The organism is Mesorhizobium sp. M0830 (assembly GCF_040319965.1).
Taxonomy (GTDB): domain Bacteria; phylum Pseudomonadota; class Alphaproteobacteria; order Rhizobiales; family Rhizobiaceae; genus Mesorhizobium.
In genome coordinates this window covers 1-16,652 of record NZ_JAMYOR010000073.1, presented here as the reverse complement: position 1 = coordinate 16,652, position 16,652 = coordinate 1, and the positions used below count along the sequence as shown (strand labels likewise).

11 protein-coding genes are annotated in these 16,652 nt (G+C 58.8%); 2 read left to right on the top strand and 9 right to left on the bottom strand.

The window, feature by feature from the left end:
* Nucleotides 1-116 precede the first annotated feature (116 nt).
* From NKI20_RS29295 to NKI20_RS29255, 9 genes are all read right to left on the bottom strand, one after another.
* Complete coding sequence (locus NKI20_RS29295; protein ID WP_352837054.1) at nt 117-1,622, bottom strand: lipopolysaccharide biosynthesis protein; 1,506 nt, start codon at nt 1,620-1,622, stop codon at nt 117-119.
* Nucleotides 1,623-1,803: 181 nt separating this feature from the next.
* Complete coding sequence (locus NKI20_RS29290; RefSeq protein WP_352837051.1) at nt 1,804-2,682, bottom strand: sulfotransferase family protein; 879 nt, start codon at nt 2,680-2,682, stop codon at nt 1,804-1,806.
* Between the two features lie 66 nt (nt 2,683-2,748).
* Nucleotides 2,749-4,068 (bottom strand): HlyD family type I secretion periplasmic adaptor subunit, encoded by a 1,320-nt coding sequence (locus NKI20_RS29285; RefSeq protein WP_352837048.1) that lies wholly within the window; start codon nt 4,066-4,068, stop codon nt 2,749-2,751.
* 27 nt (nt 4,069-4,095) lie between these two features.
* Entirely contained in the window at nt 4,096-5,832 is a 1,737-nt protein-coding gene (locus NKI20_RS29280) for a type I secretion system permease/ATPase (RefSeq protein ID WP_502898173.1), read from the bottom strand.
* 578 nt (nt 5,833-6,410) lie between these two features.
* Nucleotides 6,411-7,799, bottom strand: coding sequence for a polysaccharide biosynthesis/export family protein (locus NKI20_RS29275; RefSeq protein WP_352837042.1), 1,389 nt, complete (start codon nt 7,797-7,799; stop codon nt 6,411-6,413).
* Nucleotides 7,800-7,930: 131 nt separating this feature from the next.
* The gene (locus NKI20_RS29270; protein WP_352837039.1) at nt 7,931-9,151 is read right to left on the bottom strand and encodes a glycosyltransferase; all 1,221 of its coding nucleotides are present in this window, start codon (nt 9,149-9,151) and stop codon (nt 7,931-7,933) included.
* Between the two features lie 176 nt (nt 9,152-9,327).
* Entirely contained in the window at nt 9,328-10,959 is a 1,632-nt protein-coding gene (locus tag NKI20_RS29265; RefSeq protein WP_352837036.1) for a hypothetical protein, read from the bottom strand.
* Nucleotides 10,960-11,347: 388 nt separating this feature from the next.
* Nucleotides 11,348-11,905 carry a transcription termination/antitermination protein NusG gene (nusG, locus tag NKI20_RS29260; protein ID WP_352837034.1) on the bottom strand — a complete coding sequence of 186 codons (558 nt, stop codon included), beginning with the start codon at nt 11,903-11,905 and terminating at the stop codon, nt 11,348-11,350.
* Nucleotides 11,906-11,924: 19 nt separating this feature from the next.
* Nucleotides 11,925-14,021, bottom strand: coding sequence for a GumC family protein (locus NKI20_RS29255; protein ID WP_352837031.1), 2,097 nt, complete (start codon nt 14,019-14,021; stop codon nt 11,925-11,927).
* A gap of 427 nt (nt 14,022-14,448) precedes the next feature.
* Between NKI20_RS29255 and NKI20_RS29250 the strand changes: the two genes are divergently transcribed.
* Both NKI20_RS29250 and NKI20_RS29245 read left to right on the top strand, forming a co-directional pair.
* Nucleotides 14,449-15,015 (top strand): hypothetical protein, encoded by a 567-nt coding sequence (locus NKI20_RS29250; protein ID WP_352731436.1) that lies wholly within the window; start codon nt 14,449-14,451, stop codon nt 15,013-15,015.
* A gap of 259 nt (nt 15,016-15,274) precedes the next feature.
* Nucleotides 15,275-16,042, top strand: coding sequence for a Crp/Fnr family transcriptional regulator (locus NKI20_RS29245; protein WP_352837078.1), 768 nt, complete (start codon nt 15,275-15,277; stop codon nt 16,040-16,042).
* The last annotated feature ends 610 nt before the right edge of the window (nt 16,043-16,652 follow it).

Genomic DNA, 16,652 nt, shown 5'->3' with positions numbered 1-16,652 from the left:
CGTCCGACGAGGGGGCGGTTCCGACCCCAGATCGAGCATGGCGACAGGTAACGTTGACATGAAAGCCGTCGCCCGCAATGCATGGCCGGGCGGTCGAGCGCTGAAGTCTATTTTGATCAGTCAGTTGCCTTCCTCATCCTGGGCCAGGCGGGCGCCACGGCGGCAAGCAGACGCAGCAGTGATAGCCCCTCCCGCCCAAGGAACAGTGACGGCAGGATCCAGCACAGTAGCAAGCCCCCGGCAGATGCCAGCAATGCCGTATCGATGAGCAGGGGAAGAGCTGATAGATGGAACTCGCGCAGCCGTTCCACGAGTGCCCAGACGCCCGTTCCGACAACGCCCGCGAGTGCTAGCCCAGGCAGGTGCGCCATGAAGAAGTCGCCCCAGGTCATCCCGGTCACGCGGAGGCTCAACTGTGCCATGAGGAAGAAGTTGATCCCGAATGCCGCGCCGACGCCGAATGCCACGCCTTCTATTCCCCAGAATTGCCCCATCAAGGACCCAACCAAGACGCCGATGGTGAAAACGGCCTGGCGCCACGCACGTGCGTAGACCGTCCCCGTTGCGCGCGAGACGGAATCGCTCAGCTTGTAGCTCGTGCGGAACAACATGCTGAACGCCAGGATCTGCAGTGGGGCGACAACCCCCTCCCATCCCCGCCCGAGAGTGACCTTAACCAACTCCGGCGCGACGATCGCCACGACCATACTTGCCGGCAGGACGATCAGGGCGCATCCCGCGACCGCGCTGCGATAGGCGCGAGCAAGCCGCGCGGGCTGCTCCTGGACCAGCGCCATGGTCGGGAACAGCACCCGATCGAGAACCTGACCGACAATGACGGCGGGCGTCGTCATCAGCTGTGACGACAGCCCGTACAGGCCAAGCGCATCTGCACCGAGCCAGCGCCCCACGACGAGCCTGTCTGCCTGGGTGGCGAGGTAGTTGCATACCCGGGCTATGGTGAAACCGCTTCCGAAATACAGCAGTTCGAAGATGGCGCTTCGTTCCAGCAAGGGCCGCATCGGATGCGGCTGGCCAGCGAGCAGCACGACCATGCGGATGAATTGCTGGATCAGGAGTGCGCCGACAAGCGCCCAGATACCGAAGCCGAGCCAAGCCAGTACCGGACCGGCAACGACGTAGCCCGTGGCGAAGGCGCAGGCGTCGACGAGCGCCAGCCAGCGGAATCGCAGCGCGCGCTGGGCCGCGGCCAATGCCACCATGGAAGCGCCTTGGAAAAGGAACACGAAGCAGATGGCACGAACGACCGGAGCCAGATCGGCAAGTCGAAGCAGGCCGGCAATTGCCGGTGCCATCGCCCAGACCAACGCGGACACAACGATGCCGAGGAGGCATGACAAGGTGAATCCGGCCCGGAGATGTCGCTCTTCCAGCACAGGTCGCTGGACGATCGCGGGGGTAATGCCAAGTCCCTGGAAGATCGCCGAAAACTTGATGACGATCAGCGCAGCGGAGTAAAGGCCGAACTCATTGGGCGTGAGCAGCCGGGCCAGGATGAGAAGTGAGGCAAGCTCGGCGACAGCGAGGGCGCCCATGGACAAGGCCGTCCACAACATGCCCACGACACTCTGTTTTGCCAGCCCGCGCCTGTCGTTGCTCACGCCTGTCTCCACTCTTCGGCCGATCCAAACAGGCGGCCATTGCGTCCATCCCGGATCCGCCGAGGGACACGATTACATTGGGTGACGCTCGGCGACGCTCCCGCGCCCGCATGAAACGACCGCATTGGTCACGAAGGGGCCTCGGCTGCGGTGCCGCCCGCCGGCGCGCAGTCCGCCTTGCCTATTGAAGAAGCGAGGGAATCTCGTAGCGATAGAATTCCATCTCATCCCGGACCTCCGGTATGATCGCCGTCAGGTCCTTCCTTTCGAGGCGGAGCCACTTCTGCTGTCGGCCGGGGTCGATCATCTCCTTGGCCATGCGGACGATGTTGTCGGTGCAGCTCAGCCCGCAATGTTCATAGATGCGGCGCAAGACCAGTTCGGGATCCTGTATCAAATCCTCATATCGAAACGACAGAACGCGGCCGTTGCCAAGCTTGGCGAGATCTTCTCGAGCCTTTCGATTGCCGCGCGCCCACTGACGCGCGATCACCGTCAACTTTTCATTATCCTTCAAATCCCGATCTATTCCGTTGTAACGCGGGCCATAGATCGATGTATATTTCCTCCCGAGCACCCTTTTTGTGATCACCTGCTTTATAATATCTCTTGCATAATAATGAATCTGTGTGACGGGAGTGATTTTTAGCAGGCGTATTATGCCTTTTAAAGACTTTGCTCGCTGCCACTTAAGCTCCATTGAGCTTATGTATGAAAATGGATTTCTCGTAATGTAGAGAAATATGGCCTCCGGAAAAATCTCGTGGACAAACGGCACGCGCAAGACATTGGCGGGTGTATTTTCCATGATCTGTCGGCCGCCGTGCCGCGACTGATATTCGAGGAACCTGCCGCGAATGTAACGAGCGACCCTTTCGGTAGCATCGGTTTCGACGAATTCGTCATGACGCCGCGCCGGATCGGCATATAGCCACAATGTTTTCGGCTCGTACCAGGTAACGATGTGAGGATGCAGCCCGATCAATTTTTGTGCAATTGTGGTCCCCGACCGATAGTTGCCGATCAGAAAAATGGGACGTTTCAGCTCTGTTGCTGCCATGACAAGTCTCCGTCGCTAAAGGTTAGCCAAGTTAGCGCCGATCCTTACGACAAGCGCCGCGCTCGGCTATTGGTCTCTGAACGCACGCATCATCTGGTCCGTCAAAGGCTTCATCAGGTACGACAGCACCTTGCGGTCACCAGTCCGTATGAATGCTTCCACCGGCATGCCGGGAATGATCGAGACGGGTCCAAGCTTCTTCGAATCCTTCGGATCGGGCGTGATGCGGACTGCGTAGTAGACTTCATTGGTATGCTGATCGCGCGTTACGTCGGCCGCGATCATGGACACCGTGCCCTCCATTTCGGGCGTAGTGCGGACGTTGAAGGCGGTGAAGCGAAGAAGTGCGCGTTGGCCGACCGAGATCTGATCGATGTCTTGCGGAGCGGCCTTCACCTCGACCGTGAGAGTGTCGGTGTCGGGAACGATCAACATAATCGGCTCCCCCGCATTGATCACGCCGCCGACTGTATGAACTGAGGATTGATGGACCACGCCGCTGGAGGGAGCGCGAATGTCGATGCGTGACAGCTGGTCCTCGGCGCTTACTTTTCGTTCCTCGAATTCGGCGATCTTGGCGTCGACATCGCGCAGTTCGCTGCCAGTCTCGCTGGAGAACTCCTTGTCCAGCTGCAGGATCTGGAGCTCGACTTCGGCGATGGCACCCTTTGCCTGCGCCATGTTTGACACAAGCTGTGACCTTTCACCCTCGATGCGTGTTGCCTCGCGTTCATATTCGGTCAGCTTCGACTTGAGTGTGAGCTTCTTTTCGACAAGGCTGCGGATGTCGACGAGTTCGTCATTGATCAACTCGATCTCCTTGCTCTTTGCCGATTCCTGAGCCAAATCGCCTTCGATCTGTTTTCCGAGTTGCTCGATGCGTTCGCGCAAGCGCGCCTTGTTGCCGAAAACCTCGGTTCGACGAAGCTCGAAGAGCCGTTGTTCGCTGGCCACCGTGTTGGCAATCTCCGGGTCGCCCATTCGCGTGGCAAGTATCGGAGCAAGTGTCATCCGCCCGCTGCCGTCACGCTCGGCCTCGAGCCGGGACTTTCGCGCATAGAGCTCATCCAGGTTCTTTGTCACGTAAGCCAGGGTGGCACGCGGGATGGTGTCGCTAAGTTGGACCAAGACATCCCCGGCTCGGACACGGTCGCCATCGCTCACGAATATCTTGCCGACCACGCCGCCCGTCGGGTGTTGCACTTTCTTTTCGCTGTTCTCGACGACCACCCAGCCATGCGAAATAATTGCTCCCGAAATGTCCACTGTCCCGGCCCAGACTCCCATTCCTCCGAGGAGCAGTGCGACGACAGTCATTCCACCGAGCAGATTGCGGCGAATGGATCGCCGGTTGGAAAGCGATCGGTTCAAGACAGGAGCCGTCATTGCCCGTTTCCCCTGTGCCGCAAGTCGTCAATTCGGCAGTTGAGGAGAGGTTGAAACCGGCCGCAGGCCCTCGGGATTGACCTGCATCGGAAACAGCTTGGACAGGACGGACTGTTTCGTTCCAAACATGTGCATCTGCCCTTCTTTCATCATCAGCACGAAATCCACGGTGGTGAGAATGTTCGGGCGGTGCGCGACGATCACCACGATGCCACGGCGTGCCTTGATTGCGAGGATCGCCTCGGCAAGCGCCCGTTCGCCTTCCATGTCGAGATTGGAGTTGGGCTCGTCGAGGACGACCAGGAACGGATTTCGATAGAGTGCGCGTGCCAAAGCAACGCGCTGGCGCTGCCCTGCTGACAACGCGGTTCCGCCCTCTCCGATCTGCGTCTCGTAGCCATTGGGAAAGCTGATGATCAGTTGATGGACACCCGCCGCGCGGGCGGCGGCGACGATGGCCTTCGGGTCCGATCCAGGATCGAAGCGGGCGATGTTGGCGGCAACCGTTCCCGCGAACAGTTCGACGTCCTGCGGAAGGTAGCCTATATGGCGGCCAAGACGCTCCGACGACCACTGATCGAGCGCGGCGCCATCAAGCTTGACACGCCCCGCCAGCGGTCGCCATGCGCCGACCAGCCCACGAGCCAGGCTGGATTTGCCGGAACCGCTTGGTCCGATGATGCCAAGCACCGAGCCGGCGTCCAGGCTGAATTCCACACCTCGCACGATGATCCGTTGCGCGCCCGGCGCGCCGATCGTCATGCGCTCCACCGTCAAGTTCGAACCGGGAACCGGAAGTGCCATCGGCTGGGCGTCTTGCGGCAATCGGGCGAGCACCTGGCTCAGCCTGCTCCAGCTCTGGCGTGCGGCCACGAAGGTACGCCAATGGGCGATGGCAAGATCGACAGGCGCAAGCGCTCGGCCCGCAAGGATGGAGCCGGCGATGATGATCCCGGACGTAGCCTCGCCCTGGATCACCAGCCAGGCCCCTATGCCAAGCATTGCCGACTGGAGCATCAGCCGCAAGGCGCGCGCGAAGCTGCCGAAGCCGCCTACGATATCGCTGACATGCTGCTGTTGCATGAGGTATTCGCGGCTCGCCTCCCGCCAATGGTCGTGCAGGCGGTTGCCCATTCCCATCGCCGCGAGGACCTCCGCGTTGCGGCGACTGGCCTCGGCAAAGCCGTTGCGCATCACGCCCGTCGAAACCGCGGCGCCCATTGGTTTGCGCGTAAAGACCTCGGTCGCTGCCGTCAGCGCCACCAACACGATTGCACCGCAAATCGCGGTAATCCCGAGCGTCGGATGAAGGCTCCATATGATTGCCAGGTAAAAGGGCATCCACGGAAAGTCGAAAAGCGTGCTAGGCCCCGGGCTCGACAGAAATATGCGGACGTTGTCGAGATCGCGCTGCGGCTGCAGCCCATCGCCCTGATGGCCGATGTACAAGGGCAGCCTGGACACGGCTGTAAATACACGTCCCCCGACCGCTTCGTCCAGTTCAACACCGATCCGGGTCATAATGCGGCCGCGCACGAGATCGACGACTGCCTGCCCGACAAACAGAACGCCGGCCAATATCGCCATGGCTATCAGAGTCGGAACACTGCGGCTTGGCAGTACGCGATCGTAGACCTGCAACATGAACATCGCGCCGGTCAGCATGAGGATGTTGCTCACGCCGCTAAAAACCGCGACGCCCGCGAATGCTGCCTTGCAGGAACGCAACGCATTGGCCAGTTCCGAACCGGGCGCCGGCTGGATGCTCCCTGCCGAGGGCTGGGCGTCGGCGTTCGCGAGCGCGCTTGGCAAACCGCCCCTTCGCCTTGCCTTGCGGGCGACTGCCATGAGCAGCAAGCCCAGGGCCGCGATCGCCAGCCCAACCAGAAGAGCGTCTGGACCGGGCAGCAAGACATCGGAAAGATGGCCCCAGTCCCGCACGAGATCGGTCCACGGTCGCGGCAGCCAGTTCCTGCCGAGATCAACGAGGCGCGGCAGGAATGCAGTTCCCGCAAGCGCAAGAGCGAGGAGGAGCAGGATTGCTCCTGGAATGCGCGATCGGACGATGGAGCGGTGGCGCGGGGCGTTGCGCACCGTCGTCTTGCGGCGCGCCGTTGCACGCAGGAGATTGAGCCGCCTCTGCTCCGTTTTGGCATGGGAATTCGCCCGGCGGAAGCGGTTCGCCACGACTGTCAGTGCTGCCCCAAGCATCATGTCAAACCCTGAGGTGCCAAGGCCGGACTATGTCGGTCCGTTCAAGGCACAACGAACCCAGGCGCGTTGCGAAGCGACGATCGCGGCCCTGAAGCAAAGCCTTGCTCGAGGAAGTGGGCATGTTCTTGCTATTGGCCGACAATGCTTGGCTGGAGGGCCGGGCCCTCAGCTTTTGGGCCCCCCATTGTTCCGGAAGTGTCCGGTGCATAGAACCCTTTGTTGGCTACAATCGAGACCTCGATGACATCGCCAGCCAGGACTTCCGTATTTTCATCGGCGATGATGTCGTGGGCGACTTTCTGGTCGCGCCTGAAAATCGAAATCTTCACAGAGCCTTGCAAGTCGTCGAACGTCCTCTGTTCGCCATAGGTAAAGATAAAGAGAAGCTTGTCGGCAACGTACCTTATTTGACTTTGAATCTTTCCCAGTTCGACCTGCGTGTCCTGCGCTTGCGAGATCAGATCCATTTCATAACTCTGCTTCTTTTTCCTCAGCTCACTCTCCGAGGTCAGCATCGCCTGCTGCGCCTGCTCCTGCTGCAACTCGGTCTGCGCAAGTTCGGCGCGATAGCTGGTATGTGCTCGTTCCGCCGTCATGACATTCGAATTGGTTATCAGGCCTTTTTCCCGCAGTGACCGCGCGGATTGCAGTTCCTCGAGTTGAATATTCGCGGTCTTTTCCCGTTCCGTTCGCGCTGCAGCGACCATACCTGCTTCCTTCCTGGCCCGATCCAACGAGACCTCAAGGAAGGAGATGTCGTCCCGATATGCGGCAAGGCGGGCGTCCAACTGCGCCTGTTCGGACGCTACGATGTCGACTATCAAGTGTCCGCCAAACTCGACTGGCGGATCCGGCGGAGCGACGAAGGATTTGTCCTGCCGGCTTTCCGCCTGGAGCCGGGCGAGCCGAACCTTCAGACGATATTCTTCGATAGCAAGACCTGCGCGCGCGCTGCGCAGATCAGCTATTTGCAAGGCCGGCTCCATGTTTCCAACGGCGGTAGCCCGGAAACCACCGGCTATGGCCAGCGCATGGCGAACCGTTATTCCAGGTTGAAATGGGTATGATCCGGGATGAGCCACCGTTCCGGAAATAAAGAATGGTCGGTATTGACCGATCTCCACCTTCACGAAAGGCTCGAGAATGAGCTTCTGCTGTTGTAATGCACGCTGAATGGCCTGCGAAAGGGCAACAGTGGTGAGGCCGCGCGCCTGAATATCACCCAGCATGGGAAGTGATATCGAGCCCCGATCATCGACCACGACGTCCAGCGGATAGGATTGCTCGCCAATCACGGATATCCGCAGGATGTCACCGGTGTCGAACGTATATCCGTCCGCACGGGATGCGTCGGCGGTGAGCAGAACAAAGGCAATGGCAAGGCCACCAATCATTGCGAGCATGCGGCCGGCCGCAAGTTCAAATCCGGGAAGTTCAAATCCGGGAAAAAGCCGTCGGCCCCAATCCTTCACTCGCAGAAGCTTGGCAGGAAATTGCTGGTCAGCACGCAAACGCATCGTCGTACTCCGTTGCCTTGTCTGCGGTCAGGACCAATCGGCTTTCGTCGGCCGGAACGTGACGGCAGGGTGTTCGTTGGGTTCGAGCGGTAAGTCTTGGGAATCCACGCTCCGTCGAAGGAGCAAAAGGATCAAAATCCGTGCAGTCCTACGGTTTGCTTGGAGAGGCCATCGCGAATTTGCGCCTCGTTCGGTCGTGTGGCTGGAAGGGCTGACCCAAGAGCGGATTGATAAATCAACTCGACGCTATCGCACATGGCATCCAGCCCCCAGGACGAAAGGTCGGTGAGTTTTGCACTCTCAGCCAGTCGAGCGCGATACTGCTCGTTCTCAAGGAGATCGGCGACCGCTGCAGCCGCGGCACCCACATCTTCCGCCGGCGTCACGATCCCGTTTACGCCATGCTTCACGACCTCTTCCACTCCCGGCAGATGCGAAACCACACTGGCTCGACCGCCCGCCAGATACTGCATCATGACGCGAGGCAGTCCTTCTCGCATCGACGTCAGCACACACACGTCCGCCAGACTGATCAGTCGCTCAGGCTCGCTATGGTAGCCGATCATGCGAACGTTTTTTGCGAATGAGGATCGTTCAATCGCCGATTCAACAGTGGATCGCGCCGGCCCTTCGCCGGCCAGCAGCAGTCGCACGTTCGGAATTCGCTCGACGATCTGCCCAAATGCTTCAATGAACTCTACGTGGCGTTTTCGCGGTTCCAGTGCAGCCAGCATCAGGACCACCGGCGGCTTGGGCTCTCCGAAAGCCGTCCCCAGGAGGAGATGCGATTGTTGCGGCCACTGCGCGTTCGCGAAGCGTGTCAGATCGAAGCCGGAGTGGACGACGTGGTGCTGAGCGGCGCACCCCAAATGATTGGCGATGCAAATGTCGCGCATAGCCTGGCTGACATCGATGAAAGCCTGTGTGACCTTCGCGGCCAGGCGTTCGGCAGCCAGGTACATCAGGCTCTGCGCTTTGCCCACATGCACAAACGGTAAAATGTGCACGCCATGTATGATGCAAGGGATATTGGCTTCTCTCGCGGCAAGGCGGCCGACGATGCCAGCTTTGCTTTGATGCGTGTGCACGATGTCAGGCTGCCAATCGCGCATAAGGCGCGTGAGTTGCCCAAATGCAGAAATGTCGCGGGACGGTGAAATCGAGTTGATGAGTTTTTCCAGAGTCATGACCCGAACGGCTTCGGCAATGGACGCCCGCAAAATCGGGTCGTACTCCTCGCCGTGAACCAAAAGCACTTCATGGCCGTGGCGCGCCTGAGCGAGACAGCAGGCCAATGTGTTCTCTTCAGAACCTCCCCGAAGCAATCGGGTGAGCACATGGACGATCTTCATTTGCTTGCACCTCTGGGCATCCGGGGTTGGTACATCCCGGAAGATCGAGCGCATCGAGCGGCAGCATTCGACAATTCTTCCGGCGGCCGTCCCGAGCATGGTCGGGATGTGGCAGGGCTGCCCGTTTGCGTTGGCTATGGTGGTGGATGTCGGCGGTTGAGCCGCCAGCTCTGTCGCTACAGAGACAGCCAGATATGCCTGAACAGTTCCTGACCGACCGCCTCTATGCCTGCGCTCGCGTCAATGGTTGGGATGTTCTTGTCCCTGGATCGCAGCTCCGCCATCAGCGATAGCCGGGCATCGAACGCTTCTTTCCTGATTTCACCGGGCTTTCGCTGCTCGGAGACCGCAAAATCTGAAACGAGGTGCAGGGTAAGGTGTGGCCGGCATTCTGCCATCTTCTGATAGAGTCTTTGTTCCAGCCGGGCGAGTGCCGACAAGCCTGGGATGGAGAACAGGTGCGGTGGAATCGTCGGCCCGTCCAGATACCCTCTGCAGATCGCCTGCGGCCACCTGTCACAAATGACGATCAGGCCGCGCGTCGCCCATCGATGTGCACGTTTCACGACAGCGTATCGCTCAAACGCGATCAAAACCGCCCACAATGCCAGCGCGGCAGCGACAAATCTTCCCTTCGACCAATTTCGACTGAGGGAATTGTCGTTATTGTGCTGAACCAAGGACTTAAGGCGGCGTCTATGGGGTAAAACCAGCGTCTGCAGCGCCTTGCGAAGCCACCATCCATTGCCGTCTCCGGTTCCGACATAGGCTTGCGCACACCCGAACTTCCATCGAAATATCTGTGTCAGCCGCTCAACCTGAGTGCTCTTCCCCATGCCATCGGGACCGATGAGCGCGACTACAAAGCCACCAGCCGCAGGCCGTCTCTTTGGTGGAAATCTGCCGGGCATCAAGTGCTGAAGGGACCTCAAGGCGAGATACGTGGTCTTGCGGGCCAGATGGATGCCGGCATCGGCAATTTCGTAACGACCCGTGAACCCGCATACTTCTCGGATTGCGCGCCGCAACCTGGCAAGATCTCCGCAGTGGACGACCAAGCCGTCGGCGTTTTGCACAAACCTGCAGCTCACCGCTTTCCCGCCGGCAAACATGTATTCCACGACATCCACGCTTTGCTCGCTTGACGGAAATGGCAGGCGTGCAAATTGATCCCTCCAAGCATCACCGACGGTGATCCATTGTCTCCAAGGCAATGCCCAGGCCCGAAAGCCGAAGCGGGCAATTGCTATTCGAATCTCGTCTTCGGGAGAGACGACCGGAATCGATACGCCGTCCACACAAATCGACTCCCATCGTGTAATCGTCGCATAGTCGAATACTTGATATCGCTTACGGAACTCCCAGCCGACGCGGAGCCCGATATGCATGTCGAGATGGAGATAGCGACCATGCGAAAAGTCAGGCAGAAACCAGTCCTCGCGGCCGGCGCAGACATTGTCGTAGCAAGACAGGCTGACGCCTCGACAGCCGTGCAGCTTGCTCACGATCGAGCAGAAGACCGCGTAGTCGTGTTTGTCCAGGAGGACGTCCAGATCGTCTCGGCCCGCAAGTCCGTCTTGCAGGGATGCGAGATCCTGGATTATCCCGTACCTCAGGCCGCATTCGTTGAATGCCCGAAACATTTCGCTGGCGATCGGCAGGGCCGGTAACGCTTCGAGGGGCAGGGAGGGGGCATTTCGGTCAGTTTTAGAGAGACCTGCATCTGCTTTGGTCTCCGACAGGCCCGCCCCAACCAACTTGGCTGGCGCCGGAACATTCAACCCCTCCGTCAACGCTTCGGCCGCCATGCTTGCCTTGGGCTCTGGAGTCCAGCGACGATACTGTTGTGGCCGCAGGCCATCCCAAGGCTCTCCAGGGGCCGCGGGACGTTGGCTTCCGGGGTTGGATCTGCGTGAAGGTTGCAAGGGGAATCCCCTAGTTGATCGCGTCGAGGGTTATTCGCACATCGTCGCCTCAAAAGGGGCTCGACCTGGCGGAGCTATATCCACGCCGATTGGGGCCGACTTCGTTGGGACGCAGCACCAAGGTTCTTACTGTCGACCCGCAGGCTCGGATGTCACCTTGCAAGCTGCCGCAGAGAGGGTGAATTGGGTGCCAACTCATTTCCTCATTGCCGGGTGGTTCCAGCATCTTGCGAGCGAACAGTTGTATTAATTCACGGCTAACGCATAGACTTCAAGAAACTACCGAGATTTTATCCCGGTCGATGGTAATAGGAATTGATCGGTTCATGATATCAAGAAGAATTCTGACAGCCCCGGCGCTACCAACATGATCAAGAATGCCAAGCTGGTCCGAGAACGGCCCATCTAATATCCTAATTCTTTGACCTGGCCTCAATAGAATGTCCGGATGCAAAATTCCGTCATCGTCGGTTGCTGATATCAAAGACTCAACTACACCGTAAGGAGCCGGTATCGGCATTCCTTTGCTCATGACAATTTTCCGCACACCGACGGTTGAGTTGATCGGGTACCAACTCTGCTGCTGAACAAGCGAGACGAACAGATAGCAGTCGAAATACGCACTGGAAACGGTTCTAACTATGCGAGCGTGCCGGACAGTTCGCCTCCGCTTGGGCAGATAGGTTCGGAAGTTTTGCGATAGCAGGTGCCGCTCCGCCAAGCTCTCGGAATGCAGGTGCGTCTGGACCACGCACCAGCGCGCAGGTTCCCCGTCGTGGGCTTTCTCTACCGGCTCTGGGAGGCGATGGTATAAGTCAGCGTGCTGCATGGCGGAATATCTGCTCTCTCTAGTTTAGATAGTAACTGTCCAAAACACTACTTTCGAGTGAAGTATAGCGACCATATTTCGGTAGCTTTGGCTCATCCACCATCGTCAGGGCGATGCCGGCAATCTTGGACCGGCCGCCAAGATGCCGAATTCCTTCGGCGACGGCCTCGCGTGAGGTCTCACGCCATCTCACGACAAAGAGAACTTTGTCGACATACCTCGCCAGGATCGAGGCATCGGCGGCAGGTCCAACAGGCGGTGCGTCAATGATCACAGTGTCGAATTTTCCGCGAAGCTCATCGAGGACCGAGCGCATTCGCACCGAAGCAAGAAGGGCAGGCGGGTTCCGGGTCCTTGCGCCGGCAGGGAGCAGGGAAATCCCCGATCGTTCGTCCAGATGAATTGCGTTTGCGGCCTTCACCGGCAAAGTCAGAAGGTCAACCAGCCCGATCCTGTCCGCCATCCCGAAGAAGGCCGTGGCAGCCGAAAGCCGCAAGTCCGCATCGACGACCAAGACCCGTTCGCCATCGGCCGCGGCGGAGCAGGCCAGGCTCAACACCAGGGTTGTCTTTCCTTCGCCGGGCATCGCAGATGTCACCAGCATGACGCGCGGCAAACGTGCCTGTTCGGGTGTCCCGTCGATGCCCAGGCGGAGTCGCCGCACGGCTTCGCTATATCTGGAGAGGGGTCTGCGTTCGAGATAGGCCACGGGCTGGGCAAGCGACTGGGCGTCCCTCGACCAGCCCGACATCCTTGGCATGGACGCGAGAACCGGAACCGCCAGCTCGTCCTCTATCTGCTTCTTTGCCATGAAGCCCGAGGCGAAAAGCTCACGAAGTACGGCGCCTGCGCCTCCGACGAAGAGACCTAGGACGAGTCCCAAGGCCGCAAAAAGAGGCCTGTTCGGGAAGCTTGGCGAACCCGGAACACCTGCGTCGGTTATCACGCGTACGCCGCTGTTGAGGAGGGTGGACTTCTCCTCGGTGAGCTTGGCGCGTGAAAGGAATGTCTCAAAGAGCTCCTTGTTCGCGGCCGCAATCCTCTCCAGATCGCGCAGCTGGACGCCAACCTGACCTTCGACCTCGGATCGGTTGGATACCGAATCCAAGGCCCGCTTCAGGGAAGCCTCCCGGGCTTCTGCCGCGTCGACTTCATTCTTTAGGTTGCCGATGAGACGCTGGACTTCAGCGGCAATCTGCCCCTCGATGTCGCGGCGCTCGGCTTGGGCGGTCATGACGTCCGGATGCCGTTCGCCATATTTCAACTTAAGGTCGGCTTCCCGCCGTGTCACTCCAGAGAGCTGAGCCCGAAGCGCGCTGATCACCACAGACTGCAATACATCCGGTATCGACTGGATGTCGCCTCCGCTAGCCAGCAATTTGTCAACTTGAGAAAATTGGGCCCGCTTCTCGGACAATTCGGCGCTTGCGTTAATCAAGGCGATATTCAATTCGGACAGCTGCTGATCAGTCAGACTGCCTGCCGGAGTCGCCAATAAATTGTGATCGATCCGAAACTTCTGGACAGTTTGTTCCGAGCGGCTCAGCTCCTCGCGCAAAGATGCGGCCCGCTCAGTGAGCCATGTGGATGCTTTTCTGGCTCCTTCGTAACGCGACCTTACTCGATCAGCGAGGTAGGTCTGGGAAATCGCGTTGGCCAGGGATGCTGCTTTTTCCGGATCGTAAGCGGTCACTGAAATCTCAATAACGTCCGCCATTCCGACGCGTGAGACTCCCAGTGAACCCTTCAGCCATTCCAGTGCCCCCAACCCGATCCTTGGGTCTTCTGTGAGCTTTTCACTGTCGACGACCTTTTGAAGCAGCGAGGTGGATCTCAGAACTGCGATCTGACTTTCAATAAATGTTGAATTGTCGGCAAAATCAGAATTCGAATAATCCTGCGGAGTCATATAGTCGATCGGGGCATCGAGTAAGACTTGTGCAGACCCCGTGTAGGATGGAGGAAGGACATAGGCGGCGACCACAAATATGCCGAAAGTCAGCGCTGCAATGCAGCATACAAGCTTCCACCGGCGAAGAAAGAAATCAAGGATCTCTCTCACGTCGAGCGGAAGTAACTCTCGGGTCATGATAGGATTGTCAGTTGGACTTGCCATTTCCGAATCCTTGCAAACACCAGCGCAAACAGCAGGCACAAATTCCGCCCCTCCAGCGTTGGCTGGATGTGCTTCACTTCAAAATAGTTCGGGCAGTTGCCTGTTAAGCGCTCACAGCGCATGAGATGTAGGGGTTCGCGCGCCCCTTACGACATGTCCAGATCGCTCTCTTCCGACCGACGGCATCGCCCGTCAGCCGGAAACATAACAGCTTCGCGGACATCCCCGCCATTACCATTATTGAGTAGTAAATCGGCTAAAGGTCGATCTGGTCTACCCGGCAGGCCTTCCAGACCTTAGGAAGTCGCCGGACCATACATCTCTCTCCCGCGCTGCGGCGTACAGGGCGCGCGGGAGCGTCTGCATCCCTGACGACAAGAAAGCGGCCGGCCTCGTCTAGTCTGAGCTCGTCTAGTCTGAGGTTGATATGGAAACTTACAGCGAAATTGTTCCGGGCCTCTTAGATTGGATTGCCAACAGACCGGCAGCCATTCTGATTCTGTCCGCTACCTGGCCGTTGATGCTTCTTCTGGAGAAAGGCAGGTTGCTGGGCTATGGGGTCCTTGCCGTTTCTATTGGGGCCGGCACCTTGATTGTGTTCGGCATCGAAAGCTCTGTAGGAGCGGTCATTGTCGTACTTGCCTACGCTTTGCTGGTTTCAGTTGCACTGCTTTCCACCCGGAAGCGTCTTAGCCAAATCGAGGATCGCCTTGCATTGGTCATTTCGGCACTCGATGACCTCGAAGTTGCCGAAGAACGACGGCAGACTTACAACGCCAAGCGTCCCTCGATCTCGCGGCTTCACCTGCGCCGAAAACCGGCAACCAGCCCTATGGATCGTCCCGAAAGTGAGACGCAGGTGATCCCTGGCCCGCCATGGCAAGAGCTACAACGGCCCGATCCGCCCATTGAGCCCGCGGTTCCGGCTTCAACTCGACCAGCAGGACCCGACTTGCTTTCGGAAAAGCGCCTAACCGGGCTGTTCTCAAGTTGAACAGCCGCCGCTTGGCGACGGTTTCAAGCAGTGAGGTGACGCAGCGGTGATGGTCCGCCGGGCGCAGCCCAAAGGACAAGTTCGACCGCGGGTGTTGGCTGCTGGCAGCCCAGGGGCAATTTGCCGAGGCCTATCCGGTGGGTAGATTGAGAGACTGCTGGATGGTGAACTTACACCCAAGGTGGTAAGGTTGTGCCCTGGGGAGGTAGACCGGAACGCCATTCGGATGAAAATATAAGCGGAACTTTTTGTGTAGTTGATGGTTAGTAGCTTCAGGTTGATTGAAGGGGCAATCGACGGCTGGGGTGATCAAGACAAAATGAGCTTATCAAAGCAGGCTCTTGATTTGGGACGGGGACCTACGCTCGCCGACGCGAGTTGGGAAAGGGGGTTCTCTGTATTGCCGGGGGCTGTGCGTCGCTTCTATCCGGCGAACACAGTTATCGCGCGCGAGCATCGGGCTAAATCCTTCATCCTGGTTGTGACTGCGGGGTGGGCTGCATTCGGCAAAACGTTGCGGAATGGCTCACGTCTCATCGTCGATTTTGCGCTTCCTCGCGAAATTTCCTTGGTCGAGTTCTGCGGGGAAGGGGGCGAGACGGTAACGGCTCTCTCCGATGTGACCGCGATCGAGTTGACCGGTCCTGTCCATACTTGTTTTTCGCGCTATCCGCAGTCCATTTGCGAGGCTATCCTGCTGGCTGAGGCAAGGCGGCACTCAAGGGTTGCGGAACATCTGGCAGGAGTCAGTAGACGGGGACCTGTGGAACGCACGGCCCATCTTCTTCTCGAACTGGGCTGCCGAGCACATCGATCGGCAACGAGTTATCCGGACCGCTTTGAATGCCCGCTGACCCAGGCCGAGCTGGCCGATGCGTTGGGGCTTTCGGCTGTACATGTAAGTCGCGTGTTGAAGGATTTGCGAGAAAGCGGATTGGCTTCATTCCGCAATGGTGTGGTCGAATTGCATGACCATGCGGGACTGATCAAAACGGCCGGATTTGATCGGTCTTACATTTCGAGCTGACATCATTCTGATCTCAACCGCGGCCGCTCTCCCTCGCGGGGGAGTGCCTCGGTGTTTCCACGCCGCAGCTGGCCTCGTCGCGCATCAGTCTTTAGATCGATCCCCAACCGTCGCCGCTACCAGAGCGTAACGGAAATGGCCGGTGCGGGGGGCAGCCCTCCGGGGACGTGAGGACCGCACCGGCCATTGCGGCGGGCTTAGGTTACGCACCCGCACCTGTCAATTTTACAGGGCCTCTTAGCAGAGACGCAATTAATCCTATTGGTGGTGCCCAGCAATACCGTCTTTGGCCAATAAAGGTGAAACGGAGATGGCCAAAGCTTAAAACGTCAACGATGCAAGGCGTCTAAATCGAACGTAAGGATCCGCATCGGCGTTAACGGGGCTCAACACAGCGCCCATTCCCAAAGCAGGCAGATCGGTGCGGCACGGCTTCGCGCCCAACGGACCGGTAGCCATGCCGCCCAAGACAGAGCTAGGCGAAGCTTCTCAGAACCGGATCGTCCGATGCTATGCTACTCGCCGTCTAGCAGGCTTCTCTGATTGGGGTCGGTGAGGTCAAGCGTTTCCTGTCTTTTTTCCGGACCATGTCGCCCCGCGGGTCACTCGC